The following is a 21,512-nucleotide window of genomic DNA, read 5'->3' as shown; positions in this document are numbered from 1 at the left end:
GTACTTCGACCTTGAATACCGTAGTGCTGTTGAGCTTGCTTATAGGTTAGCTCGCCTTTTTCTACTTGACTGACAACGGCTAATTTAAAGCCTAATGTGTAATCACGTTGTGTACGTTTAATGCTAATTGTGCTCGAAGGTTTCATAGATAAGTCTCCAAAGTGTCAACTTATCTCAGGACGGGACAAACGTTTGTGACTAAAAGCCATGCAGTAATGCATGGCTTTTTTATTTTCTTGTAGCCAAAATTTTGGTAGTATTCGCGGCCGCACTTTAATCTATCAACATATTTATAACAGAGGCAAAATGTTCGATCTCATTCGTCACAAAACAGCCAGTAGTAAAGCTGATGTATTATCAGGTTTAACTGTTGCGCTCGCGCTGGTTCCTGAAGCGGTTGCATTTGCATTCGTTGCAGGCGTCGAGCCTATGGTTGGCCTATACGCGGCTTTCATCATGGGACTAGTGACCGCCGTCATCGGTGGCAGACCGGGCATGATTTCTGGTGCAACAGGTGCCATGGCCGTGGTGATGGTAGCCTTGGTGGCAGAGCACGGGGTGCAATACTTGTTTGCCGCTGTGGTATTAGCCGGTTTAATTCAGGTTAGCTTTGGCCTGTTGAAACTGGGTAAGTTTATTCGAATCGTTCCATATCCAGTAATGATAGGATTTGTAAACGGTCTGGCTATTGTTATCTTCTTAGCTCAACTTGGGCAGTTTAAAGCGCCCGATGCCAATGGCGTGCTGACATGGTTACCTCAGAATCAATTGCTGCTGATGTTAGGCTTAGTTGCGCTAACGATGGCGATTATTCAGTTCTTGCCTAAGCTGACCAACGCAATTCCTTCTTCATTAGCGGCCATTTTGACCGTCACCTTAATGGTGGTGTTTTTAGATCTCGATACCCGCACCGTACTCGATTTTCTTAAATCGATGAGTGGCGATCCTAATGCAACTATTGCAGGCTCACTGCCGAGCTTCTCTATACCTTCGGTCGAGTATAATTTAGAGACTCTTTACATCATCCTGCCCTATTCAATGATTTTAGCCGCGGTGGGTCTCATTGAGTCTTTGTTAACCCTAACAGTTGTCGACGAAATGACTGGCACACGGGGTAAAGGCAACAAAGAGTGTATTGGCCAAGGTGTAGGTAACATTACGAGTGGTTTCTTCGGCGCCATGGGTGGTTGCGCGATGATTGGTCAGTCAATGATCAACATTAATTCTGGTGGACGTGGCCGCTTATCGGGTATCACAGCCGCAGTTGCACTGCTTGCCTTCATCTTATTTGGTTCATCATTAATTGAAATGATCCCGCTTGCGGCTCTCGTGGGTGTGATGTTCATGGTAGTGCTTGGTACCTTCGAGTGGGCTAGCTTTAAAGTGATGCGCAAAGTACCAAAACATGATGCGTTCGTGATTGTATTGGTGACCGTTGTTACTGTCTTTACCGATCTTGCTTTCGCTGTGTTTGTTGGCGTAATCGTATCGGCGTTGGTGTTTGCTTGGGAGCACGCAAAACACATCAATGTTGAAGTGAGCGAAGATGCCAACGGCTGGAAGATCTACAAACTCAATGGCCCATTATTCTTTGGCTCAGCGGCAGAATTCCTAGAGTTGTTCCACGCAAAAACCGACCCAGAAGATGTCATTGTCGATTTCCAAAACTCACGGGTCTGCGACCATTCAGCACTTGATGCTATCGATACATTGGCAGAGCGTTATGTGAGTGCCGGCAAGAAGCTGCATTTACGTCACTTAAGCCATGATTGTAAACAGCTACTGCATAAAGCAGGCGATCTTGTTGAAGTTAATCTTATTGAAGATCCGCACTATAAAGTGGCCGACGATAAGTTAGACTCTTAACCCAAAAAAAAGGGCTTCATTAATGAAGCCCTTTTTTACAGTCATTGTTAACTATATCGCGTTACTCGCACGTTCCATCTAACTGCCACACACCCCACTCATTTGCGGCATCTGGCACTTCAGATCGCGTCCACCATTTAGCACTGAACACTTGCCCTTGGTAGGACACACTATCGCCAGCAACATAGATGGTATCCGTCTGCCAAGGCGCTGCAGTGCATCCACCTTGAGCCGCATGAACCTCAATACTGACACTTGTGTTAGATGTCAGGCCACTGTTATCAGTCGCAGACGCGCTTACAATTACCGTACCAGCTTGTTGCAGTATGACCTCCGTTGTGAACGGCGGCTGACTTAACTGCGCGACTATATTACCGGCAACACTAAAATCCACTGATACGATTTGCCCATCGCTATCTGTTGCTTGTGCTGATAACAATGCAGTATCGCCTACCGTGTAAACACCGCCACTGGCCGGACTGAGAAAAGACACCTGAGGCGCATTAGCACTGGACTTAATATCCATTTGATAGCTTACATTGGCAATTGAACTCCAAACACGATTTAAACTGCGATCCGCCGCATAAGAAATAGTGCCATCTGCTTGGAACACGCCCACCTGGACACTGCTACTATGGCCTTGTACCACTTGTGCTGCCAATTGTTCTGCCCACAATTGATTGGCACTATTTGTTGTATCGACAACTAAAGTTTCAAATACCAATTCCTGGCCGGCACCATCAAATAGCCTAAACCACACTTCATCACCAATATTCGCATCAATGCCATTAGCTAAGTATTGACCTACATCTGTCCATTGTGGCGGCAAGCCATCTTGATTAATATTGATATCACTACAGTTATAAAAGCCTTCTCCAGCTTCATCGATTCGTTGCCAGCGCGTATACAGCGTCGCATCACCACTGCGATGAGCCGGTATATTTATGGTCATTTTGTAGACTTTCATGCCATTGACAGTTTCAGCTGCTACATTGCCCAATTCACTAATTAACGTGAGTTGCTCCCAAGTCAGCGACTGAGTGGCGGCATCATAACCTTGGTTAGACAAATAAAACTCCCAGTAACTTGGGTTATGGGGAGTGTGCGCGGCAAACACCACTTCAACATCACCGTTTGCAGCAGGTGTAACCTGACTGCGCTGCCAAAAAGATGAAGGTTCATCCATTCCTTGTTTGGCGCTATCACCACCAGCGCATAACAGACCGTTGGGTACTGCAGCTTCAACTGACGCTTGATTGTGATAATCAACCACGTTCGTTGAAAACTCATGGTTTTGTACAAACTGCTTAGTTCCTGACTTTAAAAATGCCTGACGACAGGCTAGATTGGGTATTGCGCTGCCGTCATCTGGCCACCAATAACCACCATCTTCTACACAAAACTGCTGCCGCGCTTGCGGCGATTGCATAAAACCATGGCCATAGGCCAGGGTTGCCAATAGTGTTTGGCTCACTAGTGCAGCAGAAACCAGACCTAAGGTATACATGTTTCGAGTTGACATACTATTCTCTCCATTACGCGTTCAAACTGCGTATAGGTAATGGCGCGCAAACTGGCCTGCGCGCCCTTTGTGTGCTAGACAGTTAGTCGATATTACAAACGAACTTCCAGTCACTACCTCCCGGCACGCTGCTGGTCCACCACAGCGCTTCAAACACTGAAGTGTCATCTTTCATCCAATCGCCTCCATTGGCATGGCTCGGGTTACCTTGCCAGTCAGTTTGTGGGAAGTTGGGATAAGCTGGGATAGTGCTAGCGTCTATGCCCACAGCCGAACAAGGATCGGTTAGTGGCGGCTGGCATTGGGGCAGGCTCGGGTCGAGTTCACATTCACCGGGCACTGAGTTATCACTTTGACCAAAGCCATAGCTGGTACCGTTAAAACTGACGGTGAAGTTGGCGGGCATACTTACCGGAAGGTAATACTTGATGACACCACCAAAGCTTTGTCCTGGTGCTAAAGTCTGATAGCTTGGTAATGTCATTTGCACACGGTGATAGTTTTTCTCTAAACCGCCAACATTGCCGCCCGCCACATTAGAGCCATCACTTATCACAGTGAGATTTAACCCAGATTGGTCACTTATCTCGGCGGAAGTTGACGTTGCGATATCAAACTCGAAAACTGCGCCTCCGGGGATAGTTGTTTGACTATTATTGGTGATAGTCAAAGTGGGCGTGATTGGATAATTACTGTCACCCACCTTAAACCCACTAAGTGACACTGCCATGTCAAGGCTCTGAGCTGGCATTGCTTGTTCACTGACACTATTCCCATACGGACTCGCTGAGGCGAACGCATTGTATGCAATGCTGGTCATCGTGGTGCCGATAAAGTACTCACCTTGGCCATTTTTTCGCTGTGGATGCCAGTCAAAATCCCCTGCCAACTCCCAAAACATCACCCCACCTAGCCCTTGCTCAACCACATATTGCACTTTGGCATTCATGGCTTGCTCATCTTCGGTAGACAAGTAAACAGACTTACTGGGGTTCCACAGCCAAGCTGCTTCAGCAATCGCATCATAGTGTCGCTGATAGGTTCCGGTTAACTGGTGATTTGGATTAGTGGCAGGGTCCAGACCATAGTCAGCCAGATAGCTGGCTAAAATGCCCTGCTCTAGGTTTTTCGCATGCCACATAGGGTTAGAGCCTGCGAACATTTCATTACCCAGTTTATCTTTGTCATGCCAAAGATTATCAATCCCTTGGGCCCCATAACCGCAGTTGTTGTCACCCTCGCCGGTACCATCAGGGCAAGTTGTTTGATCTGGTAACGCCGCTTTACCCCACAAGCCATTAGTTCCACCAGTCACCCCCTGCCAGCCGCGAGTGTAGTACGGAATACCAATGTTGATTCGCCCAGCAGGCAGCGCGCCTCTGAAATAGTGATAGGCCCAATCGGTATTGAGGTAGCCTATTCCGCCGTATTGCGGCGTAGAATACACATCCCAGAACGCCAGTTCGGCATCTTCACCAGTGTCATACAAAGGTGAATTGTGTCCGACAAAATCGTTCCACGCACCGTGTAAGTCATAGGTCATGATGTTGACGTAATCGAGAAAACGCGTCATTTGGTAGGCTTCCATACCACGAAGTAAATATCCCGACGCTGGCGCCGCGACAGTTAACATGTAGTGCTTACCATCTTCAATACCCGCTGCATCTAGCTTGTTACGCAAGGTCTGCATCAACACATCGTATTGCTTAAATAGCGTAGCTCGGAGCGGATCTGCAATGGCAAAGTCATCAGGGTTACCCGACTTTGCCATGGACGTAGCATACTCGTAGTCGATGTCGGCACCGTCAAACCCATAGGTACGAAGAAACTCCACAACAGAGTCAGCGAATGTATCAATACCGGCTTGAGTTTTAGTCATCTCGTAGAAGCCACCGCTAGCAACACGCTGACCATTTTCATCAAAGTAACCACCGGTTTCAGCCCAGCCACCAATCGAGATAAGGGTTTTCACCTGCGGATGAAGTTTTTTATATTTACTCAACAAATTGAAATGACCTTGATAGGCAAACTCAGGGTCCATTTCTGCACCAGCAATGTCATCCCAAGTCATGCCTGTAGCCGGATTGCTGGCACTATTAGGGTTACCTACTGAAACCTTATTGCTGGCATCAACGTGGGCAAAAGCGTAGTTAATATGGGTGATCTTGTCCCAAGGGATATCGTCTACCAAATAGCTTGGTTGGCCGTTAGTACCGGTTCGCCATGAAGTGAAATACCCAATGACCCTGCGGGCATGATCTGCGCCCATTTTTTCTCGGCCCTGCTCATCGTAAATATCACAATAAACAGACTGACCAAGTAAACCTTCGGGGCGACATTGTTCGTGATCAGTCGGCATTTCACCGACATAGCCGATAACCGCACTCGATAGTGTGCTTGCGCCAACATCATCGGTTGCTTCGGCTGTGATCACTAAATCACCTTCTGTCGCAGCGACGTAATCGTAAGTAAAAGGTGTACTCGTATCTGTACCGACCAAGGCACCATTAGCATAGAAGCTCACCGAAACTATCTCGCCATCACTGTCGCTCGCGCTAGCGCTGAGCGGGACGACAGCGTTAGTCGTGACATTAAAACCGCTGACTGGCGAAGTTAAATTTACCGCCGGTGCACTGTTTGCTGCATTAACCAAAATATTGATTGCGGCAGAATCAGCGCTGGCCCCAGCACTATCATAAGCACGTGTACGCAGGGAGTGAGCGCCAACGGTGCTCGCCTGCCAATCAAACTCGTAAGGTGCGCTGAGATCGGTCGCCACAACAACATTATCAACTAACAACTCCACCGATTGCACCGTATCACCTTGATCTGGGTCGCTAGCAGTCGCGATGACGGTCACGATTTCAGCCAAATTGACAGCGCTGTCATTTGTGGGTGAAATAATGACGGTTTCTGGTGGTAAATTATTGCTGTTTTGTACCTCAATCTGCACTGTTTGCTGCGTAGTGGCGCCTTCATTGTCTGTTGCTAATATGCTGACAGTCACGCTACCTTGAATGTCAGCAACCCACGGAGTTTGTACCACCGTATCATTAACTGACCATTGCTCACTGACCACGCTTCCATCGCTATCAGATACCGTGGCATCAAGATTGACCGTATCACCAAAACTGTAAACACTACCTGCAACCGGTGAATTAACCACCACGTCGGGAGGCAAGTTGCCCGTTAAATCGCAATCTCCAAGATACTCCCACGCCCCCCATTGCCCCGAAGTCGCTGGCGACTCATTGGTAGTCCACCACTTGTTTTGGTACAACATCTGTTGCTGAACAACTTGTGTTGGTGTGGCATAAACAGCATCGGCATCCCAAGCGTCAATACTTTCGCAAGTAACCGCTTGCGCATGAGAGCTAAATCCGAGGGAAATAAAAGCTGAACTAAGCATCCAACTAAGCGTTCGCCGTTGGGTTATAAACCTATTACTATCGTTACTCATTTTGTTATTCCTATTATAGTTTTAGATTACCGAAAACCTAAATACGGAGACAACAAAACTCTATAATTTAACTACAAAGGCTACCTCATCGGTTAGATAAATCTACACAACTTAATCACTTTTGTTTAGTTTTTTATTATAACCAAATATTTTAAATTTATAACAAAACAACATCAAACGATAAAACCAACCCAACAGCAAGCACTCTGAAATGTCATTTAAAATATATAAAATCTTTAAATATCAAATGCCATACGCAATTACAATAAACCTAAAAGTAGAAACTAACACATAATAAGCACACCAAGTGACATCATGTTCTAACTAGGAGGCAAGGCAACTAAGCGATAAAAACCAAACATTACAACTAACAATGAAAAATCTAACAATGAAAAATATAAAAAGACAATTAATACAAAAACTAACACAACCAAGTGGATAATATTAGCTATATGAGCTTATAAAACCCTAAGTATTAAATTATATCTTACTGCATAAAAAATTAACCAACGGTCTCTCCTCAAGCTTAAGGTGACACTCTAAAAATATAAAAACACAATAAGAAAATAGATACCTGCAAACTCTAACCTTGTGAAAGCTATATAACGCCCCATATAATAACCCATATAAAAACATCACGCTAAGATTTAGAGGCTTGCTCAACACTTTAAGGTTTAATCTTTTATAAAATAACAGTTATTGCATTGAAATTATTCTGTTCTAAAAATGATTTAGATAGCATTCAAGTAGTCACAGTAATAATAACCATTATACCTGCGGTATCGTTCTGCTCTTTTACACTGATTTATATCGTTGTTTTCAGTCAAAGGTTGCACACACGGATGTACAGAATTAGCGCCCCACAACACTAAGCTGTCTGCCTAGCGAATCTTTGCCACTCAAGACAGACATTTATCATTAGACATAAGTCTAATAAAGCGGGTTAATGTTCATGTTTTTGTCATTTATAACGACAAAGCAATAGGATTCGTGGGCTAATCTCTGCTACATTGAGGTAACCTTCACGTGCAACGAACATAATCAAAAAAAGCCATGAAGCTAGAAAATTTAAATATCCTGATCGCAGATGATCACCCACTGTTTAGAAATGCTCTCAGACAAGCCCTCACTTCTACTTTTGCAAGTACGCAATGGTATGAAGCTGATAGCGCTGAGGCATTGCAGTCGCTATTAGACAAAGAAATTCCCTTTGATTTGGTATTGCTCGATCTGCAAATGCCGGGCTCACACGGGTACTCAACGCTGATTCATTTGCGTACTCACTACCCTGATTTGCCAGTTATTGTTATTTCAGCCCATGAAGACGCGATGACGATTAGCCGTGCAGTCCATTATGGCAGCGCTGGCTTTATACCTAAATCTGCGTCGATGGAAACCTTAGCTTCGGCATTAACCGCTGTCCTATATGGCGATGTATGGCTACCTGAGAATATTGAGCTGCAAGAAATTGTGGAAGACGGTACCGACCAAATGGCCAGTAAATTGGCTGACTTAACCCCGCAACAATATCGCGTTTTACAGATGTTTGCAGAAGGCTTGCTTAATAAGCAGATCGCCTACGATTTAGGGGTATCAGAGGCAACCATTAAAGCCCACGCTACCGCAATATTTAGAAAGTTGGGCGTGCGCAATCGCACCCAAGCTGTGATTGCCCTGCAGCAGCTAGAAATGGAAAAAGTCGATATATAGCTTTGAAGTCAACTAATCAAAAAAAACCGAGCTTAGCTCGGTTTTTTTGTTTAAAAGTGTTGATGATGGAAGCGTAAATGAGACTCTATAAAGCTGGCAATAAAATAATAACTATGGTCATATCCAGGCTGCATCCGCAAAGTCAGTGGATAGCCCACTTCCTCAGCAACTTGGGTTAAGCGCTGTGGCGTCAGTTGCTGCTCTAGAAAGCTATCAGCCTCACCTTGGTCGACTAACATAGGTACTGGCTGTTTGCTAGATTTCATTAATTCACAGCTATCGTATCGAGCCCAATCATCACGGTTCTTACCCAAATAATGACTAAACGCTTTTTCACCCCAAGGCACTTGGCTTGGATTCACTATTGGGCTAAAAGCCGAAGCAGAACTGTACTTGTCCGCATTTCTCAAGGCTATCATCAACGCACCATGGCCGCCCATTGAATGACCGGCAATCGCTTTTTGACTAGTCACTGGAAAATTGGCTTCAATTAACTTTGGCAGCTCATCAACAATATAGTCGTACATCTGATAATGCGGCGCCCAAGGAGTTTGAGTCGCATTAACATAAAATCCTGCCCCTAAGCCAAGATCATATTGACCGTTAGGGTCGTCTGCAACCCCTTCACCTCGCGGCGAAGTATCTGGTGCAACAATGGCGATACCGAGCTCTGCAGCAATGCGATGAGCCCCTGCTTTTTGCATGAAGTTCTCATCGCTACAGGTTAAACCCGATAACCAATATAGCACTGGCACTTTGCTATCAGCAGCCTGTGGCGGCAAATAAATTGCGAAGCGCATCGAGCATTGCGTCGATACCGCCTCATGGGAGTACTGCTTATGCCAACCAGCAAACACTTTATTCGCACTGATATTTTCTAAACTCATGATTGTTCCTCACGGGTTGGGCCATGGCCCAACCCGTTAATCATTAAAAGTGAATGACAGAGCGAATACTCTTACCTTCATGCATTAAATCAAAGGCTTCGTTAATCTTTTCCAGCGACATAGTGTGAGTGATAAAGTCATCCAGTTTAAACTCGCCACCTAAGTATCTTTCGACAATTTCAGGTAACTCAGAACGCCCTTTTACGCCACCAAATGCAGAACCACGCCACACACGCCCTGTAACTAATTGAAACGGTCTGGTAGAGATTTCTTGTCCAGCTCCCGCCACACCAATAACAACTGACTCACCCCACCCCTTATGGCAGCATTCAAGTGCAGAGCGCATAATGTCGACGTTACCAATACACTCAAACGAGTAATCTACGCCGCCATCGGTCAACTCGACAATGACTTCCTGAATCGGCTTGTCATAGTCTTTAGGGTTAATGCAATCGGTGGCACCTAGTTTACGGGCAAGTTCAAACTTACTTTCGTTGATATCAATAGCGATAATACGGCCCGCACCTGCCATAGTGGCACCAATAATCGCTGACAGTCCAATACCACCTAAGCCAAATATGGCGACACTAGCACCTTGTTCAACTTTTGCTGTATTGAGGACCGCGCCCATACCAGTGGTCACCCCACAACCTAACAAACAGACTTCTTCCAACGGTGCCTTAGGGTTGACTTTAGCAAGCGAGATTTCAGGCAGGACGGTGTACTCAGAGAACGTCGAGCAGCCCATATAATGGAAAATTGGCTCACCATCTTTGTAAAAGCGAGTCGTGCCATCAGGCATTAAACCTTTACCTTGAGTCTCACGGATTTTCTGGCATAAATTTGTTTTACCAGACTTACAGAACTTACATTCACCACATTCAGGGGTATACAGTGGAATGACATGATCACCAACACTCACACTCGTCACACCCTCGCCGACCATTTCGACAATCCCGCCACCTTCATGGCCTAAAATCGCTGGAAATACTCCTTCAGGATCATCACCCGATAGCGTAAACGCGTCGGTATGACATACACCAGAAGCCACAACCTTGACTAAGACTTCACCGGCACGAGGCAACATAACATCGACTTCTTCAACCGATAACTTCTGCCCTGGTCCCCATGCAATTGCCGCTTTTGACTTGATAAACTTGTCAGACATTTCCTGTCACTCCATATAGTGTCATTTTTGCGTGTGTTATTTAGCATAGCCATGCTAATGCTCATCGGCTAGCTCAGATGCCATCATTGTATTTGTTTCTTCAGCAATGATAATCTAGCATTATTGAAATTCATTTTTACTGTATGGTAACAATCATGATTTGGGATGGAGTCAGCGAGTTCGTGGCGGTCGCAGAAACTGAAAGCTTTACTAAAGCCGGCCAACGTTTGTTGTTATCAACTGCGCAGATCAGTCGGCAGATAAGTCGCTTAGAGCAGCGATTAGATACCCAACTGTTCTACCGCACCACACGGCGGGTGTCGTTAACAGAAGAAGGCGCTATTTACTATCGCCATTGCCGCCAAGTACTTAACGGCCTTGAAGACGCAGAACGCGCGCTGAGTAGCTTAAAACATTCACCACAAGGATTAATCAAACTCACGGCACCTGTTGCCTATGGCGAGAAATACATCCTGCCATTGGTCAACGACTTTTTACTGCGCTATCCCAATGTAGAGGTCAATATTCAGCTGACTAATACCCAGATAAATTTAATTGAAGAAGGTATGGATCTCGCGATACGAATAGGTAAGCTAGCTGACTCGTCATTCATTGCTAAGCGCATAAGCCAAAGAACTAACTACGTGTGTGCATCACCGGCTTACTTAACCCGATATGGACAACCACATACCCTATCAGAGCTGAGTAACCATAACTGCCTCATAGGCAACCATGATTACTGGCGCTTTATCGAAAACAAGCAAATTAGACATATTAAGGTCAACGGTAATCTGCGTTGCAACACTGGTCACGGCCTGCGTGATGCAGCCATCAAAGGCTTGGGTATTGCGCAGTTACCTAATTACTATATTGAACATGACATAGCGACAGGCGATTTAGTTCCAATACTCTCTCAGTATCAAGAACCATTGGAGGGCGTGTGGGCCATGTACCCTGAAAACCGTCACTTGTCGCCTAAAGTGAAAACGCTTATCGGCTTTTTAGCAGAGCAACTGCCGTAAACTCAGATAAAATGCAAACCTATTACGACTCACTATTGGGCAGTTAAGTCTAGTTCACACAGCAGTGTATGGTGTTGATATAAGCAAGCCAGATAACGACTACCGGCAACCAAGGCTCCCACACCTTTGGGTGTACCTGTCATCACAATATCACCCGCTTGCAGCGTCATAAAAGACTGTATCTCGGTGAGAATCTTTTCAGGCGCTGAGATCATTAACTCAATATTGCCACGTTGCCGCGCTTGACCGTCAACTTCTAGCGCAAACATTAAGGTATCGTCTATCGCATCAACACTAACAAACTCACTAAAAACCGCTGAGCCGTCGAAAGCCTTTGCTCTTTCCCATGGTAAACCTTGCTGTTTTAATCGGCTTTGCTGCGCTCTTTTGGTTAAATCGAATCCAACACCTACAGCGCAAAATCGCTCACCATCAAATAGTAAACAAAGCTCTAGCTCATAGTGAATAGCCTCGCCGCGGTGAGCAATTAAGTCATTGCAAATGGCCGAATTGGGTTTGCAAAACAGCACCATCTCTTCAGGCACTTCATTATTAAGCTCATGAATATGTTCTACATAATTTCGGCCAACACACACTATTTTACTGGGCGCAATTTGCTCCCCTTGCCACAATACAGTCTTCAACGGTATATCCTATCTAATTAGTTTTATTACTTACCAAGCTTGATATCAGTGCCCGCAGTGCGGCCGGTTTGACCATTTTTGCCATGTAGTGATAACCCTTGCTTTGCACATCATCAATCAAATCTTTGCGGGTGTTGGCAGTGATTAAAATTCCCGGTAAATGGCCACCATATAGTGCGCGGATATTTTCCATTGCATCTAAGCCGTTTTGGCCATCATCAAGGTGATAATCTGCTAAGACGATATCCGGCGCGACACCTTTTAAGCCTAATTTGATTCGAGCATCAGCCAAATCACTGGCGCAAATAACATCGCATTGCCAGCGGCTCAATAGGCTCTCTAACCCGGCTAGAATAGCTTCTTCGTTGTCGATACACAGCACCTTCACTCCTGCCAATGGCTGTATAGCTTTAGCAGAAGGTTGAGGTGTGCTTTCTTGAACTTTATCGCCAATTGGCACCGTGATTGAAAATACTGAGCCGCGGCCTAATACCGAGCGTACTTGTATAGGATGTTCAAGGACGCGCCCTATTCTGTCTGCAATCGCAAGCCCGAGCCCCAAACCACTGACATTTTTACTTTCTGGATTATCTAAGCGTTTAAATTCTCGAAAAATATCAGCCACTTCATTGTCATCAATACCACAACCAGTATCAAGAACCTGAATTTCAATAGCACCCTGGCGGTGACGACACCCCAACAGCACCCGATTGCCTTTTGCATATCGGTAAGCATTAGTAAGGAAGTTTTGTAATACGCGGCGTAGCAGACTCATATCGGAATTGATGGTCGCATGGCAGGCGACCATCGAAAAATCGATTTTATAGTCTTTGGCCATAGCCTCAAATTCCACGGCAAGACCATTGAGTAATTCACTCACTCGAAAATCGCGACGATTAACCTCTACCATGCCTGAGTCGAGTTTAGAAATATCCAACAGATCGGTAAGTAACTCGCCGGCAATTTTAAGTGAGCTATTCACATGAGAGAGGGTCGTTTTACCCTCTTGGTCTAAATTGGGATACTGAGCCAACGACGCGGTGAACAATCGCGCAGCATTAAGTGGTTGCATCAGATCATGGCCGACCGCAGCCAAGAACTTACTTTTTGATGCATTAGCCATCTCTTCTTGGGCTTTAGCTTCTAGCAACTGACTGTTAAGCATTGCCAGCTCGTAGGTACGCTCTTTAACCCGTGCTTCCAGTGTTTCATTGACTTCCTGCAACGCCTTAGCTTGTTCTCGGTATTGGGTAATATCGGTAAAGGTCATCACAAAGCCACCACTGGGCATCGGGTTTCCCTGAATTTTAATCACCTTGCCGTCACGACGTTCCCGCTCAGACACATGGGCGGTACCATTTCTCATGTGCTGTACTCGCTTGGCTACCTGCTCATCAACTTCCCCCTCACCGCAATAGCCACGCTCAGCGTTAAAGCGAACCACATCCGCAATCGGCATGCCTGCTTGTAAAAAATCTTCCGGATAAGCGTAGAGCTCAGCGTACTTGTAATTCCATGCGACAAGATTGAGATCTTTATCAACTACACTCATACCTTCATAGGCGTGCTCAATCGCCCCACGAAGCATATCTTGGCTTAAAATGATTTTCGAGGAGGCTTCATCAACCAAGCTAAACACTTCATCAAGGGCTAGATCCTGCCCCTGCAGTACCGAGTCCATTACCAGCGACGCACTCGACCCGCCTAATACCCCGGCCAGCATATGCTCTGTATGGGCAATAAGCTCTGGGGATGCAACTTTATGCCAGCTATCACTGCGGACCGCTTCATCTGAAAAACGAGAAAAACTCTCATAGGCACGAGTTGGACTAACAAAGCGGCTAGCTAGAATGAGTAAGTCTTGTTGCGACACTGGCGATGCCTTGCGCACTGAACCGGTTTTCAAATCGCCTGGAGTGACAAAGGCACTGGCTTGAATACGCTCTGAAACGCCGGCGCGATACCACATAGAGCCCAGAATATAACAACCTAAGTTAGCTATCAGCGCCGTTAAAATATCACGGGTATTGGGGTTGATAGACTCAAGCAATGGAATATCTTGTCCAAGCAAACCGGCACCGCCATTGGCACCTTGCATCAAGATATAGCACCACAATCCAAAGCCAACAATCAGCCCAAGGTAAACACCGCCTCGGTTACCATGTTTCCAATACATACCGCCAATGAGTGCAGGCGCTAACTGGGCAAAGGCACCAAAAGACAACATACCGAGTGCGGATAAAGAGTCACTGTCAATGAAAGTGAGGTAACTGAAATAGCCAAAGCCTAAAATCACCACAATTGATAATCGCCGCGCATTAAGCAAAAACTGGGAAAACTGGCTAAAGTTCTTTTGACGAATTTTGCCCGAACGCAACATTAGCGGCACAAACCACTCGTTACTTACCATGACACTGATTGTCACCACCGCCACAATCACCATCCCGGTGGCTGCTGAAAGTGTCCCTAGTAGCGCAATCACGGCGAGCAAGGGTTGATCTAACGCTAAGGGGAGATTAATCACATAGGTGTCTGCAGCAACACTATCACCGAGCACTATCTTGCCAGCTAACGCGAGCGGCGCAACAAACAGCCCAAATAACAATAAATATAATGGAAATAGCCAACGGGCCTTTAATAGCGTTTTTTCTTCATTACACTCCACCATCATCACGTGGAATTGCCGTGGCATACAAAGAAATGCCGCAATACCGACTAACAGTTGTGGCATTAATGATTCGATACGGATCTCAGGGTTAACGATAAGATCCCGTGCGGCAGCCTTATCCCAAATATCGCCAAAACCATCAAAAAAGCCAAAACTGATCACGATACCCACAAGCAAGAATGCGGCTAACTTAACCAATGATTCAAACGCAATCGCCAGCATCATGCCAGGATTGTGCTCAGTGGCATCAAGCTTTCGAGTGCCAAATAAAATGGCAAACATAGCCAGCAGTGCGGTAATAATCAACGACACCCGCGCACCGTCGTAAGGGGCATCTTCCGGTTGAAATAAATTGAGGCTAAACACCATCGCTTTTAGCTGCAGTGCGATATAGGGCATGATGCCAAACAAGGCAATAAGGGTAACAATTGCGGCAATCAGTTGTGATTTACCATAACGCGCCGCAATAAAATCGGCCACAGAGGTGATATTTTGTGCTTTAGACACCAGCACCATTTTGCGCAGCAGCCCAAATCCAAAAACAAAAATCAGAATAGGACCAATAAAAATCGGTAAAAAAGACCACAAATCTTGAGCCGATTGACCAACAGTGCCTAAGAAACTCCATGATGAACAGTAAACCGCCAGACTTAAACCATACACAGCAACTTGAATTTTTTTGGAAATTTTGCCAAACCAGCGCTCTGCTCCCCATGCAATCAGGAACAGCAACGACACGTACAAAATGGCAATTACGCCCACAAATATTGTCAAATTCATCACTCAAGCTCTTTTTTATTCTATTTTGCGCTAATTTAAGCCCTAAATCTAGTTGCCATTATTTCACAACCAGCTAAAAATAAAGGACATTTTATTTATAGACCAAGGTCTAATAGAGCTTAATACCCCATCACAGCCATACTCGTCCTACGCACATTTAGCAACAAAGGGAAGCCCCGATGAGCACGCAGTCTCTCTATAAAGTACCAAGCGACATCGCAGCAAATGCACATATTAATGAAGAACAGTATAAAAAGATGTATCAGGAGTCGATAGTAAACCCTGATGGATTTTGGAGAGAACATGGCCAGCGCATTGATTGGATTAAGCCATTTACCAAAGTAAAGAAAACTTCTTTCGATGACCACAATCTTTCTATCAACTGGTTTTATGATGGCACCCTCAATGCTTCAGCCAACTGCCTTGATCGCCATCTAGCCGAGAAAGCCGATAAGCCTGCCATTATCTGGGAAGGTGACGACGCCGCTGACCAACGCACCCTCACTTATGGTGAGCTACATGCTGACGTCTGTAAATTTGCCAACGCCCTGCGAAGCCAAGGTGTTCGTCGCGGTGACGTAGTGACAGTTTATATGCCAATGGTGCCAGAGGCTGCCGTTGTTATGTTGGCCTGTGCGCGCATTGGTGCAGTTCATTCAGTGGTGTTTGGTGGATTCTCGCCAGATTCTATTGCGTCTCGTGTGATTGACGGTAACTCTAAAGTGGTGATCACCGCTGATGAAGGTGTCCGTGGTGGCCGTATCATTCCGCTAAAAGCCAATATCGATGAGGCGCTTTCTCACCCTGATGTGACCTGTGTTGAGAAAGTGATTGTATTTGAACGCACTGGCGGTGATGTCAATTGGGTTGAAGGACGCGACATCAAGTGGGACGCGCTGATGAGCACAGCATCAGAGCACTGCACCCCAGAAGAGATGGGCGCTGAAGATCCACTGTTTTTACTTTATACCTCAGGTTCAACCGGTAACCCTAAAGGTGTGTTGCACACCACTGGTGGTTACATGGTTTACGCCTCAATGACGCACGAATATGTTTTTGATTACAAAGATGGTGAAGTGTATTGGTGTACCGCCGATGTGGGTTGGATCACTGGTCACTCCTACATGGTTTACGGCCCGTTAGCCAATGGCGCCACAATCTTGATCCATGAAGGGGTACCTAACTATCCGACTCCATCTCGTTTAGGCGAGATGATTGACCGACACAATGTCAATATTCTCTATACGGCACCAACACTAATCCGTGCCCTAATGGCAGAAGGTAAAGAGCAATTTGCTGATTTTGATGGTAGCTCGTTACGCATTATGGGATCGGTTGGTGAGCCAATTAACCCAGAAGCATGGCGTTGGTACAATGACGTTATTGGTCATGAGCAATGTCCCATTGTTGATACTTGGTGGCAGACCGAAACTGGCGGTATCTTAATTAGTCCTCTGCCAGGCGCGACTGATACTAAACCAGGTTCAGCTACGCGACCTTTCTTTGGTGTCCAACCAGCATTGGTCGATAATATGGGCAACATCATTGACGGCGCTGCTGAAGGTAACTTAGTCATGCTAGATTCATGGCCAGGTCAAATGCGTACCGTTTATGGCGACCACGAACGCTTTGCATTAACCTACTTTAAAACCTTCCGCGGTATGTACTTTACCGGTGACGGAGCCAAACGTGACGAAGATGGTTACTACTGGATCACAGGCCGTGTTGATGATGTCATCAACGTATCAGGACACCGCCTAGGTACAGCAGAAGTTGAAAGCGCACTGGTTTCTCATGAACTAGTAGCAGAGGCTGCTGTAGTAGGCTATCCACATGACATTAAGGGCCAAGGTATCTACGCCTATGTCACGTTAACCAAAGGCACCGCGGAATCAGAAGAGCTACGCCAATCACTCAGACAGTGGGTGAGAAAAGAAATTGGCGCACTAGCAACACCGGATCTTATCCAGTGGGCTGGCGGACTACCTAAGACTCGCTCAGGCAAGATTATGCGCCGCTTCCTGCGTAAGATTGCTGCAAATGAAGTGACGAACTTAGGTGATTCTTCAACATTGGCAGATCCAGCGGTGATTGACACCTTGATTGAGACTCGTCTAAACCGTACTGAATAACACTTTTGGACTCTCCCGCCCAACGCCCCTCTTTTTAGAGGGGCTTTTTTGTGTTGTTAATACGGAGTTTATTTACCTAAACCGTAGCACTGCAGTGCTAGCCTTGATATTCTGCCATGCAACATTAAGCAGGTAGTTAATTCCCTTTTGCAGTTAAGAGATTATCAACAACATGCGGTTGACGCCGCCATCGCACATTTCAAACAATCAACGGATTCTGCGGTCTTGGTTCTCCCCACGGGAGCAGGCAAAAGTATTGTGATTGCCGAACTTGCGCGTATAGCCAAAGGCAGAGTGCTAGTCCTGACCCATGTCAAAGAACTCGTTGAGCAAAACGCAGACAAAATCGGCTTATTAACAGATAAAGCGGGTATCTACTCTGCAGGCTTAAAGCAAAAATCAACCCAAGAAAAGACTATTGTTGCCAGCATTCAGTCTGCAGTGAAACAACCACAGCGGTTTGATCAACCTTATTCGCTGGTTATCATCGATGAATGTCATCGGGTCTCCCAAGATAAGGACAGTCAGTATCAACAATTGCTCCAACATCTTAAACAGGTCAACCCGAAAATACGATTACTTGGCCTAACTGCTACCCCCTATCGTTTAGAAACAGGCTGGATTTTTCGGCATCATTATCACGGTAAAGTGGGGAATACTGATTCCCCTGTATTTGAAAAATGCATCTATGAGTTGCCCATGCGGCCACTGATAAAGCGTGGCTTTCTTAGCCAACCGAAAATGTACGATGGTTTGTCAGCCCAGTATGACTTTAGTCAAATTCCGGTCTCGGATTCAGGCCACTACCCCGAAAAGCAAATCAATGATCTACTCAGTCATAGTGGCCGAGCAACCGTGGCGATTGTTGAGCAAATCATCGAACTTGGCCAGCAAAAACAGGGCATCATCATTTTTGCCGCCACTGTACGTCATGCACAAGAAGTCATGTCTGTACTTGATAGCCCACAAGCGGGACTGATTACGGCAACGACAAGTCACGATGATAGAGACGCCATCATCAATCAGTTTAAAGCTAAACAGCTCAAGTATTTAGTTAACGTTGCAGTGCTTACCACCGGGTTTGATGCCCCCCACGTTGATCTTATCGCGATTTTAAGACCAACGGCATCGGTCAGCCTGTTTCAGCAAATGGTGGGCCGAGGGCTGAGGGTTGATACCGATAAACACGACTGTTTGGTGATCGACTATGCCGCCAACGGTTTTGATCTTTTCTACCCTGAAGTTGGCCAACTCAAGCCCAATAGTAAAAGCGTACCGGTACAAGTGCCCTGTCCTAGCTGTCAATTCGCCAATATCTTCTGGGGCATTGTTGATGATGACGGGGATATTGTTGAGCATTACGGTAGGCGCTGTCAGGGGCTGATTGAAACGCAAGGCACATCGATACAATGTGACTTTCGCTTTCGTGCAAAACCCTGCCCAAGCTGCGGTGAACTTAACGATATTGCCGCTAAAGTCTGTCATGCATGTGATGCCACTATTATTGACGCTGACAAACGTTTAAAAGAGGTATTACAGCAACGCCACCATCATCTGTTTAAATGCCAAGATATGCTCTTGCAGGTTGAGAATGAACGTTTGACGGTAAAATACATCGATTTTGATGGTAACGATTTCACTGATCGCTATCGATTTGAAACCGCCGCGCAGCGACGGGCTTTTTATGCGGTATTTGTCATGTCACACACCAAAACTCCCGGTGTTAAACATCCCCCCATTAACACCGCAACAGATGCTGTGAATTGTGCTAACAATTTTCGAAAACCCGACATGCTGCTATTAAAAAAAACCACCAAAGGCTGGGATTTAGTTGAGCGATTTTTCGACTATAAAGGCCGTTTTCAAACCGAGCATAAGTTTCTTTAAAACGGAATATGCATTCTAGCTATCCCTATGGTATAAAGACTCGAACACTTTTTTCAGGAGTTACATAATGTTTGTTGTGATCTTTGGCCGTCCAGGCTGCCCATACTGTGTTAGAGCAGTGCAATTATCAGAACAGCTTGTTGAGGCACGCGACGACTTTAAGTTTAAGTATGTTGATATTCATGCCGAAGGGATCAGTAAAGCAGATCTAGAAAAGACTGTCGGCAAGCCAGTTGAAACTGTGCCGCAAATCTTTGTTGATAAAGAACATGTTGGCGGTTGCACTGAGTTTGAACAATACGTACGTGACAACAACTTGTTGTAATCCCCACGCTTAAACAACAAAAAAGGAGGCAATATGCCTCCTTTTTTTATCGCTACTATCTACAGTACATACTTTACTGAAAACATTAGACGATTTAGCTCGCCTTTATATCCGTCTTGCTTGGTGTTTTCCGCATACATATATTCTGCACCAATGGTCATTGGTTTAATGGGTGAATAGAGTAAGTTGATATAACCAGAATAAGACTCTTTGTTGACACTACCACCAGTTAAACTTTCGTCATTGTCAGCTGTAAACGCTGATAATGTGAAGCTTGAGCGCCACTTATCGTTCCACCAATGGCGATAAGAGACAAAGCCGCCGTAAGAGCTAATGGTTTTAATGTCACCATCGGCATCAAGCACACCCGCATTGGCGTAGTTAAGCGCCATATAACGCCCCATACCATCACCCGCAGTCGCTGATAACTTAATGTCATCATCTCCCACAGGAATAACACCTGTGAAGCTCACACCGTACCCCATGGTTTGTGAGTCATAGCCGCTCTTCTCAACATTAAGCTGACGAGCTAGGCCCGCAACCGTAAACTTAGCGCCGCCCTCGGTCTTGAAGTTATAGCGGGCGACAAAGTCAGGTACCATACCTGCTCCGCTGACCAAGCGACCTGTGCCACCGTCTTCATCAAGCGGCGTATTAACCGTTGTTTCTGGATTTTCTATCGCAAACTGAAAACCACCATTGGTATATCGGATCATTGCTTGGCGGACAAAAGGTGTACCTTCAGCAGCACCAACAAAATCTAAGTTTTCAGGCAGTGCACCTGGATTTTGGAAAGTGGTCCAAGTTTGACCCACAGTCCAGTTATCATAACTCACAAAAGCGTGGCGAATACGCGGTGAATAGCTGTTCGAAACCCGCTCATTACCGTCGGTATGGGTCATAAAATCGAGTTCAATAAAACCCGTTAATTTGTGACCATCAAAATCTGATACGGTTTTAAAATTAAAGCGTGACTCACGAGCTTGAAAATCAACTACCTGCTCGCCATTTCCTGGAGTCCCGTATATTGTGCCTGGCACATAGAATTGGCGAGACAGTGAACCAGAGTCCGGTGCACCATTGGAATAATCACTAAACATCACGTCTGTTTTGACATACCCGCCAAAGGTAAAATCTGTTTCTGCAGCTTGGGCGCTTGTTCCCAAACCCATCAGCGTTGCCATTGCTATAGCACTTGCCTTGTAGTTGTTCATTAACCTCTCCCTCGTCATTTATTTTATTATCGAAATTAATATGACCGAGTTAACAAGCAAACAACATTAGCAAAACGTCTATGAGACAAAGGTATAACAGTTTAATCTAAAGTTTTTGCTATGGTGAGCAGCGAACTTCACTGACAACACCTGCAAGATTAATAGTAATGAAATTCCAAAACTTGCGGTTCGAACCTAAAACAAATGACCAATTAAAACCAACTGGC

At 45.6% G+C, this 21,512-nt stretch carries 13 protein-coding genes and 1 pseudogene; 6 read left to right on the top strand and 8 right to left on the bottom strand.

All coding sequences use genetic code 11. From position 1 onward, the window contains the following. Window positions 1-146, bottom strand: a pseudogene (locus L865_RS25640) (IS3 family transposase); the annotation flags it as partial. 160 nt (window positions 147-306) lie between these two features. Between L865_RS25640 and L865_RS0118825 the strand changes: the two are divergent. Beyond that, a complete protein-coding gene (locus L865_RS0118825) occupies window positions 307-1,866 on the top strand; it encodes a SulP family inorganic anion transporter (protein ID WP_028774661.1) in 1,560 nt (519 codons plus the stop codon). Between the two features lie 61 nt (window positions 1,867-1,927). Here L865_RS0118825 and L865_RS0118820 read toward each other — a convergent pair whose 3' ends face one another. Continuing rightward, a complete protein-coding gene (locus L865_RS0118820) occupies window positions 1,928-3,388 on the bottom strand; it encodes a lytic polysaccharide monooxygenase (RefSeq protein WP_028774660.1) in 1,461 nt (486 codons plus the stop codon). A gap of 82 nt (window positions 3,389-3,470) precedes the next feature. Then, window positions 3,471-6,848: a chitinase C-terminal domain-containing protein gene (locus L865_RS0118815; RefSeq protein WP_028774659.1), complete on the bottom strand. Its 3,378-nt coding sequence runs from the start codon at window positions 6,846-6,848 to the stop codon at window positions 3,471-3,473. Between the two features lie 1,053 nt (window positions 6,849-7,901). Here L865_RS0118815 and L865_RS0118810 point away from each other — a divergent pair. After that, entirely contained in the window at window positions 7,902-8,558 is a 657-nt protein-coding gene (locus tag L865_RS0118810; protein ID WP_028774658.1) for a response regulator transcription factor, read from the top strand. A gap of 50 nt (window positions 8,559-8,608) precedes the next feature. Here the strand turns inward: L865_RS0118810 and fghA are convergent, their stop codons facing one another. Together fghA and L865_RS0118800 are read right to left on the bottom strand one after the other, a co-directional pair. Then, window positions 8,609-9,445, bottom strand: coding sequence for an S-formylglutathione hydrolase (fghA, locus tag L865_RS0118805; RefSeq protein ID WP_028774657.1), 837 nt, complete (start codon window positions 9,443-9,445; stop codon window positions 8,609-8,611). Window positions 9,446-9,488: 43 nt separating this feature from the next. Continuing rightward, window positions 9,489-10,613 (bottom strand): S-(hydroxymethyl)glutathione dehydrogenase/class III alcohol dehydrogenase, encoded by a 1,125-nt coding sequence (locus L865_RS0118800; RefSeq protein ID WP_028774656.1) that lies wholly within the window; start codon window positions 10,611-10,613, stop codon window positions 9,489-9,491. Window positions 10,614-10,765: 152 nt separating this feature from the next. Between L865_RS0118800 and L865_RS0118795 the strand changes: the two genes are divergently transcribed. Continuing rightward, the gene (locus L865_RS0118795; protein ID WP_028774655.1) at window positions 10,766-11,635 is read left to right on the top strand and encodes a LysR substrate-binding domain-containing protein; all 870 of its coding nucleotides are present in this window, start codon (window positions 10,766-10,768) and stop codon (window positions 11,633-11,635) included. Window positions 11,636-11,667: 32 nt separating this feature from the next. On the opposite strand, the gene L865_RS0118790 is transcribed toward L865_RS0118795, so the two are convergent. Further along, the gene (locus L865_RS0118790; protein ID WP_028774654.1) at window positions 11,668-12,279 is read right to left on the bottom strand and encodes a fumarylacetoacetate hydrolase family protein; all 612 of its coding nucleotides are present in this window, start codon (window positions 12,277-12,279) and stop codon (window positions 11,668-11,670) included. A 13-nt stretch (window positions 12,280-12,292) separates the two neighbouring features. Beyond that, the gene (locus L865_RS0118785; protein ID WP_028774653.1) at window positions 12,293-15,727 is read right to left on the bottom strand and encodes a hybrid sensor histidine kinase/response regulator; all 3,435 of its coding nucleotides are present in this window, start codon (window positions 15,725-15,727) and stop codon (window positions 12,293-12,295) included. Between the two features lie 179 nt (window positions 15,728-15,906). Here L865_RS0118785 and acs point away from each other — a divergent pair, with 179 nt between their 5' ends. The 3 genes from acs (at window position 15,907) to L865_RS0118770 (ending at window position 20,071) form a co-directional block, all read left to right on the top strand. Beyond that, entirely contained in the window at window positions 15,907-17,859 is a 1,953-nt protein-coding gene (acs, locus tag L865_RS0118780) for an acetate--CoA ligase (RefSeq protein ID WP_028774652.1), read from the top strand. Window positions 17,860-18,006: 147 nt separating this feature from the next. Next, window positions 18,007-19,746, top strand: coding sequence for a DNA repair helicase RadD (gene radD, locus L865_RS0118775; RefSeq protein WP_028774651.1), 1,740 nt, complete (start codon window positions 18,007-18,009; stop codon window positions 19,744-19,746). Window positions 19,747-19,813: 67 nt separating this feature from the next. Further along, window positions 19,814-20,071: a GrxA family glutaredoxin gene (locus L865_RS0118770; RefSeq protein ID WP_028774650.1), complete on the top strand. Its 258-nt coding sequence runs from the start codon at window positions 19,814-19,816 to the stop codon at window positions 20,069-20,071. Between the two features lie 59 nt (window positions 20,072-20,130). Here the strand turns inward: L865_RS0118770 and L865_RS0118765 are convergent, their stop codons facing one another. Continuing rightward, window positions 20,131-21,285, bottom strand: coding sequence for a DcaP family trimeric outer membrane transporter (locus L865_RS0118765; protein WP_028774649.1), 1,155 nt, complete (start codon window positions 21,283-21,285; stop codon window positions 20,131-20,133). Window positions 21,286-21,512 lie beyond the last annotated feature (227 nt).

Origin of the sequence: Shewanella waksmanii ATCC BAA-643 (assembly GCF_000518805.1) — a bacterium.
Lineage (GTDB): Bacteria > Pseudomonadota > Gammaproteobacteria > Enterobacterales > Shewanellaceae > Shewanella > Shewanella waksmanii.
Note: the sequence above shows the minus strand (reverse complement) of the source record. Positions and strands in the feature narration are given on the sequence as shown.

Coding starts and splice junctions, on each gene's coding strand:
- L865_RS0118800 (WP_028774656.1), bottom strand. CDS start 10,613: ATGTCTGACAAGTTTATCAAGTCAAAAGCGGCAATTGCATGGGGACCA.
- fghA (WP_028774657.1), bottom strand. CDS start 9,445: ATGAGTTTAGAAAATATCAGTGCGAATAAAGTGTTTGCTGGTTGGCAT.
- L865_RS0118765 (WP_028774649.1), bottom strand. CDS start 21,285: ATGAACAACTACAAGGCAAGTGCTATAGCAATGGCAACGCTGATGGGT.
- L865_RS0118810 (WP_028774658.1), top strand. CDS start 7,902: ATGAAGCTAGAAAATTTAAATATCCTGATCGCAGATGATCACCCACTG.
- L865_RS0118770 (WP_028774650.1), top strand. CDS start 19,814: ATGTTTGTTGTGATCTTTGGCCGTCCAGGCTGCCCATACTGTGTTAGA.
- acs (WP_028774652.1), top strand. CDS start 15,907: ATGAGCACGCAGTCTCTCTATAAAGTACCAAGCGACATCGCAGCAAAT.
- L865_RS0118785 (WP_028774653.1), bottom strand. CDS start 15,727: ATGAATTTGACAATATTTGTGGGCGTAATTGCCATTTTGTACGTGTCG.
- L865_RS0118815 (WP_028774659.1), bottom strand. CDS start 6,848: ATGAGTAACGATAGTAATAGGTTTATAACCCAACGGCGAACGCTTAGT.
- L865_RS0118820 (WP_028774660.1), bottom strand. CDS start 3,388: ATGTCAACTCGAAACATGTATACCTTAGGTCTGGTTTCTGCTGCACTA.
- L865_RS0118825 (WP_028774661.1), top strand. CDS start 307: ATGTTCGATCTCATTCGTCACAAAACAGCCAGTAGTAAAGCTGATGTA.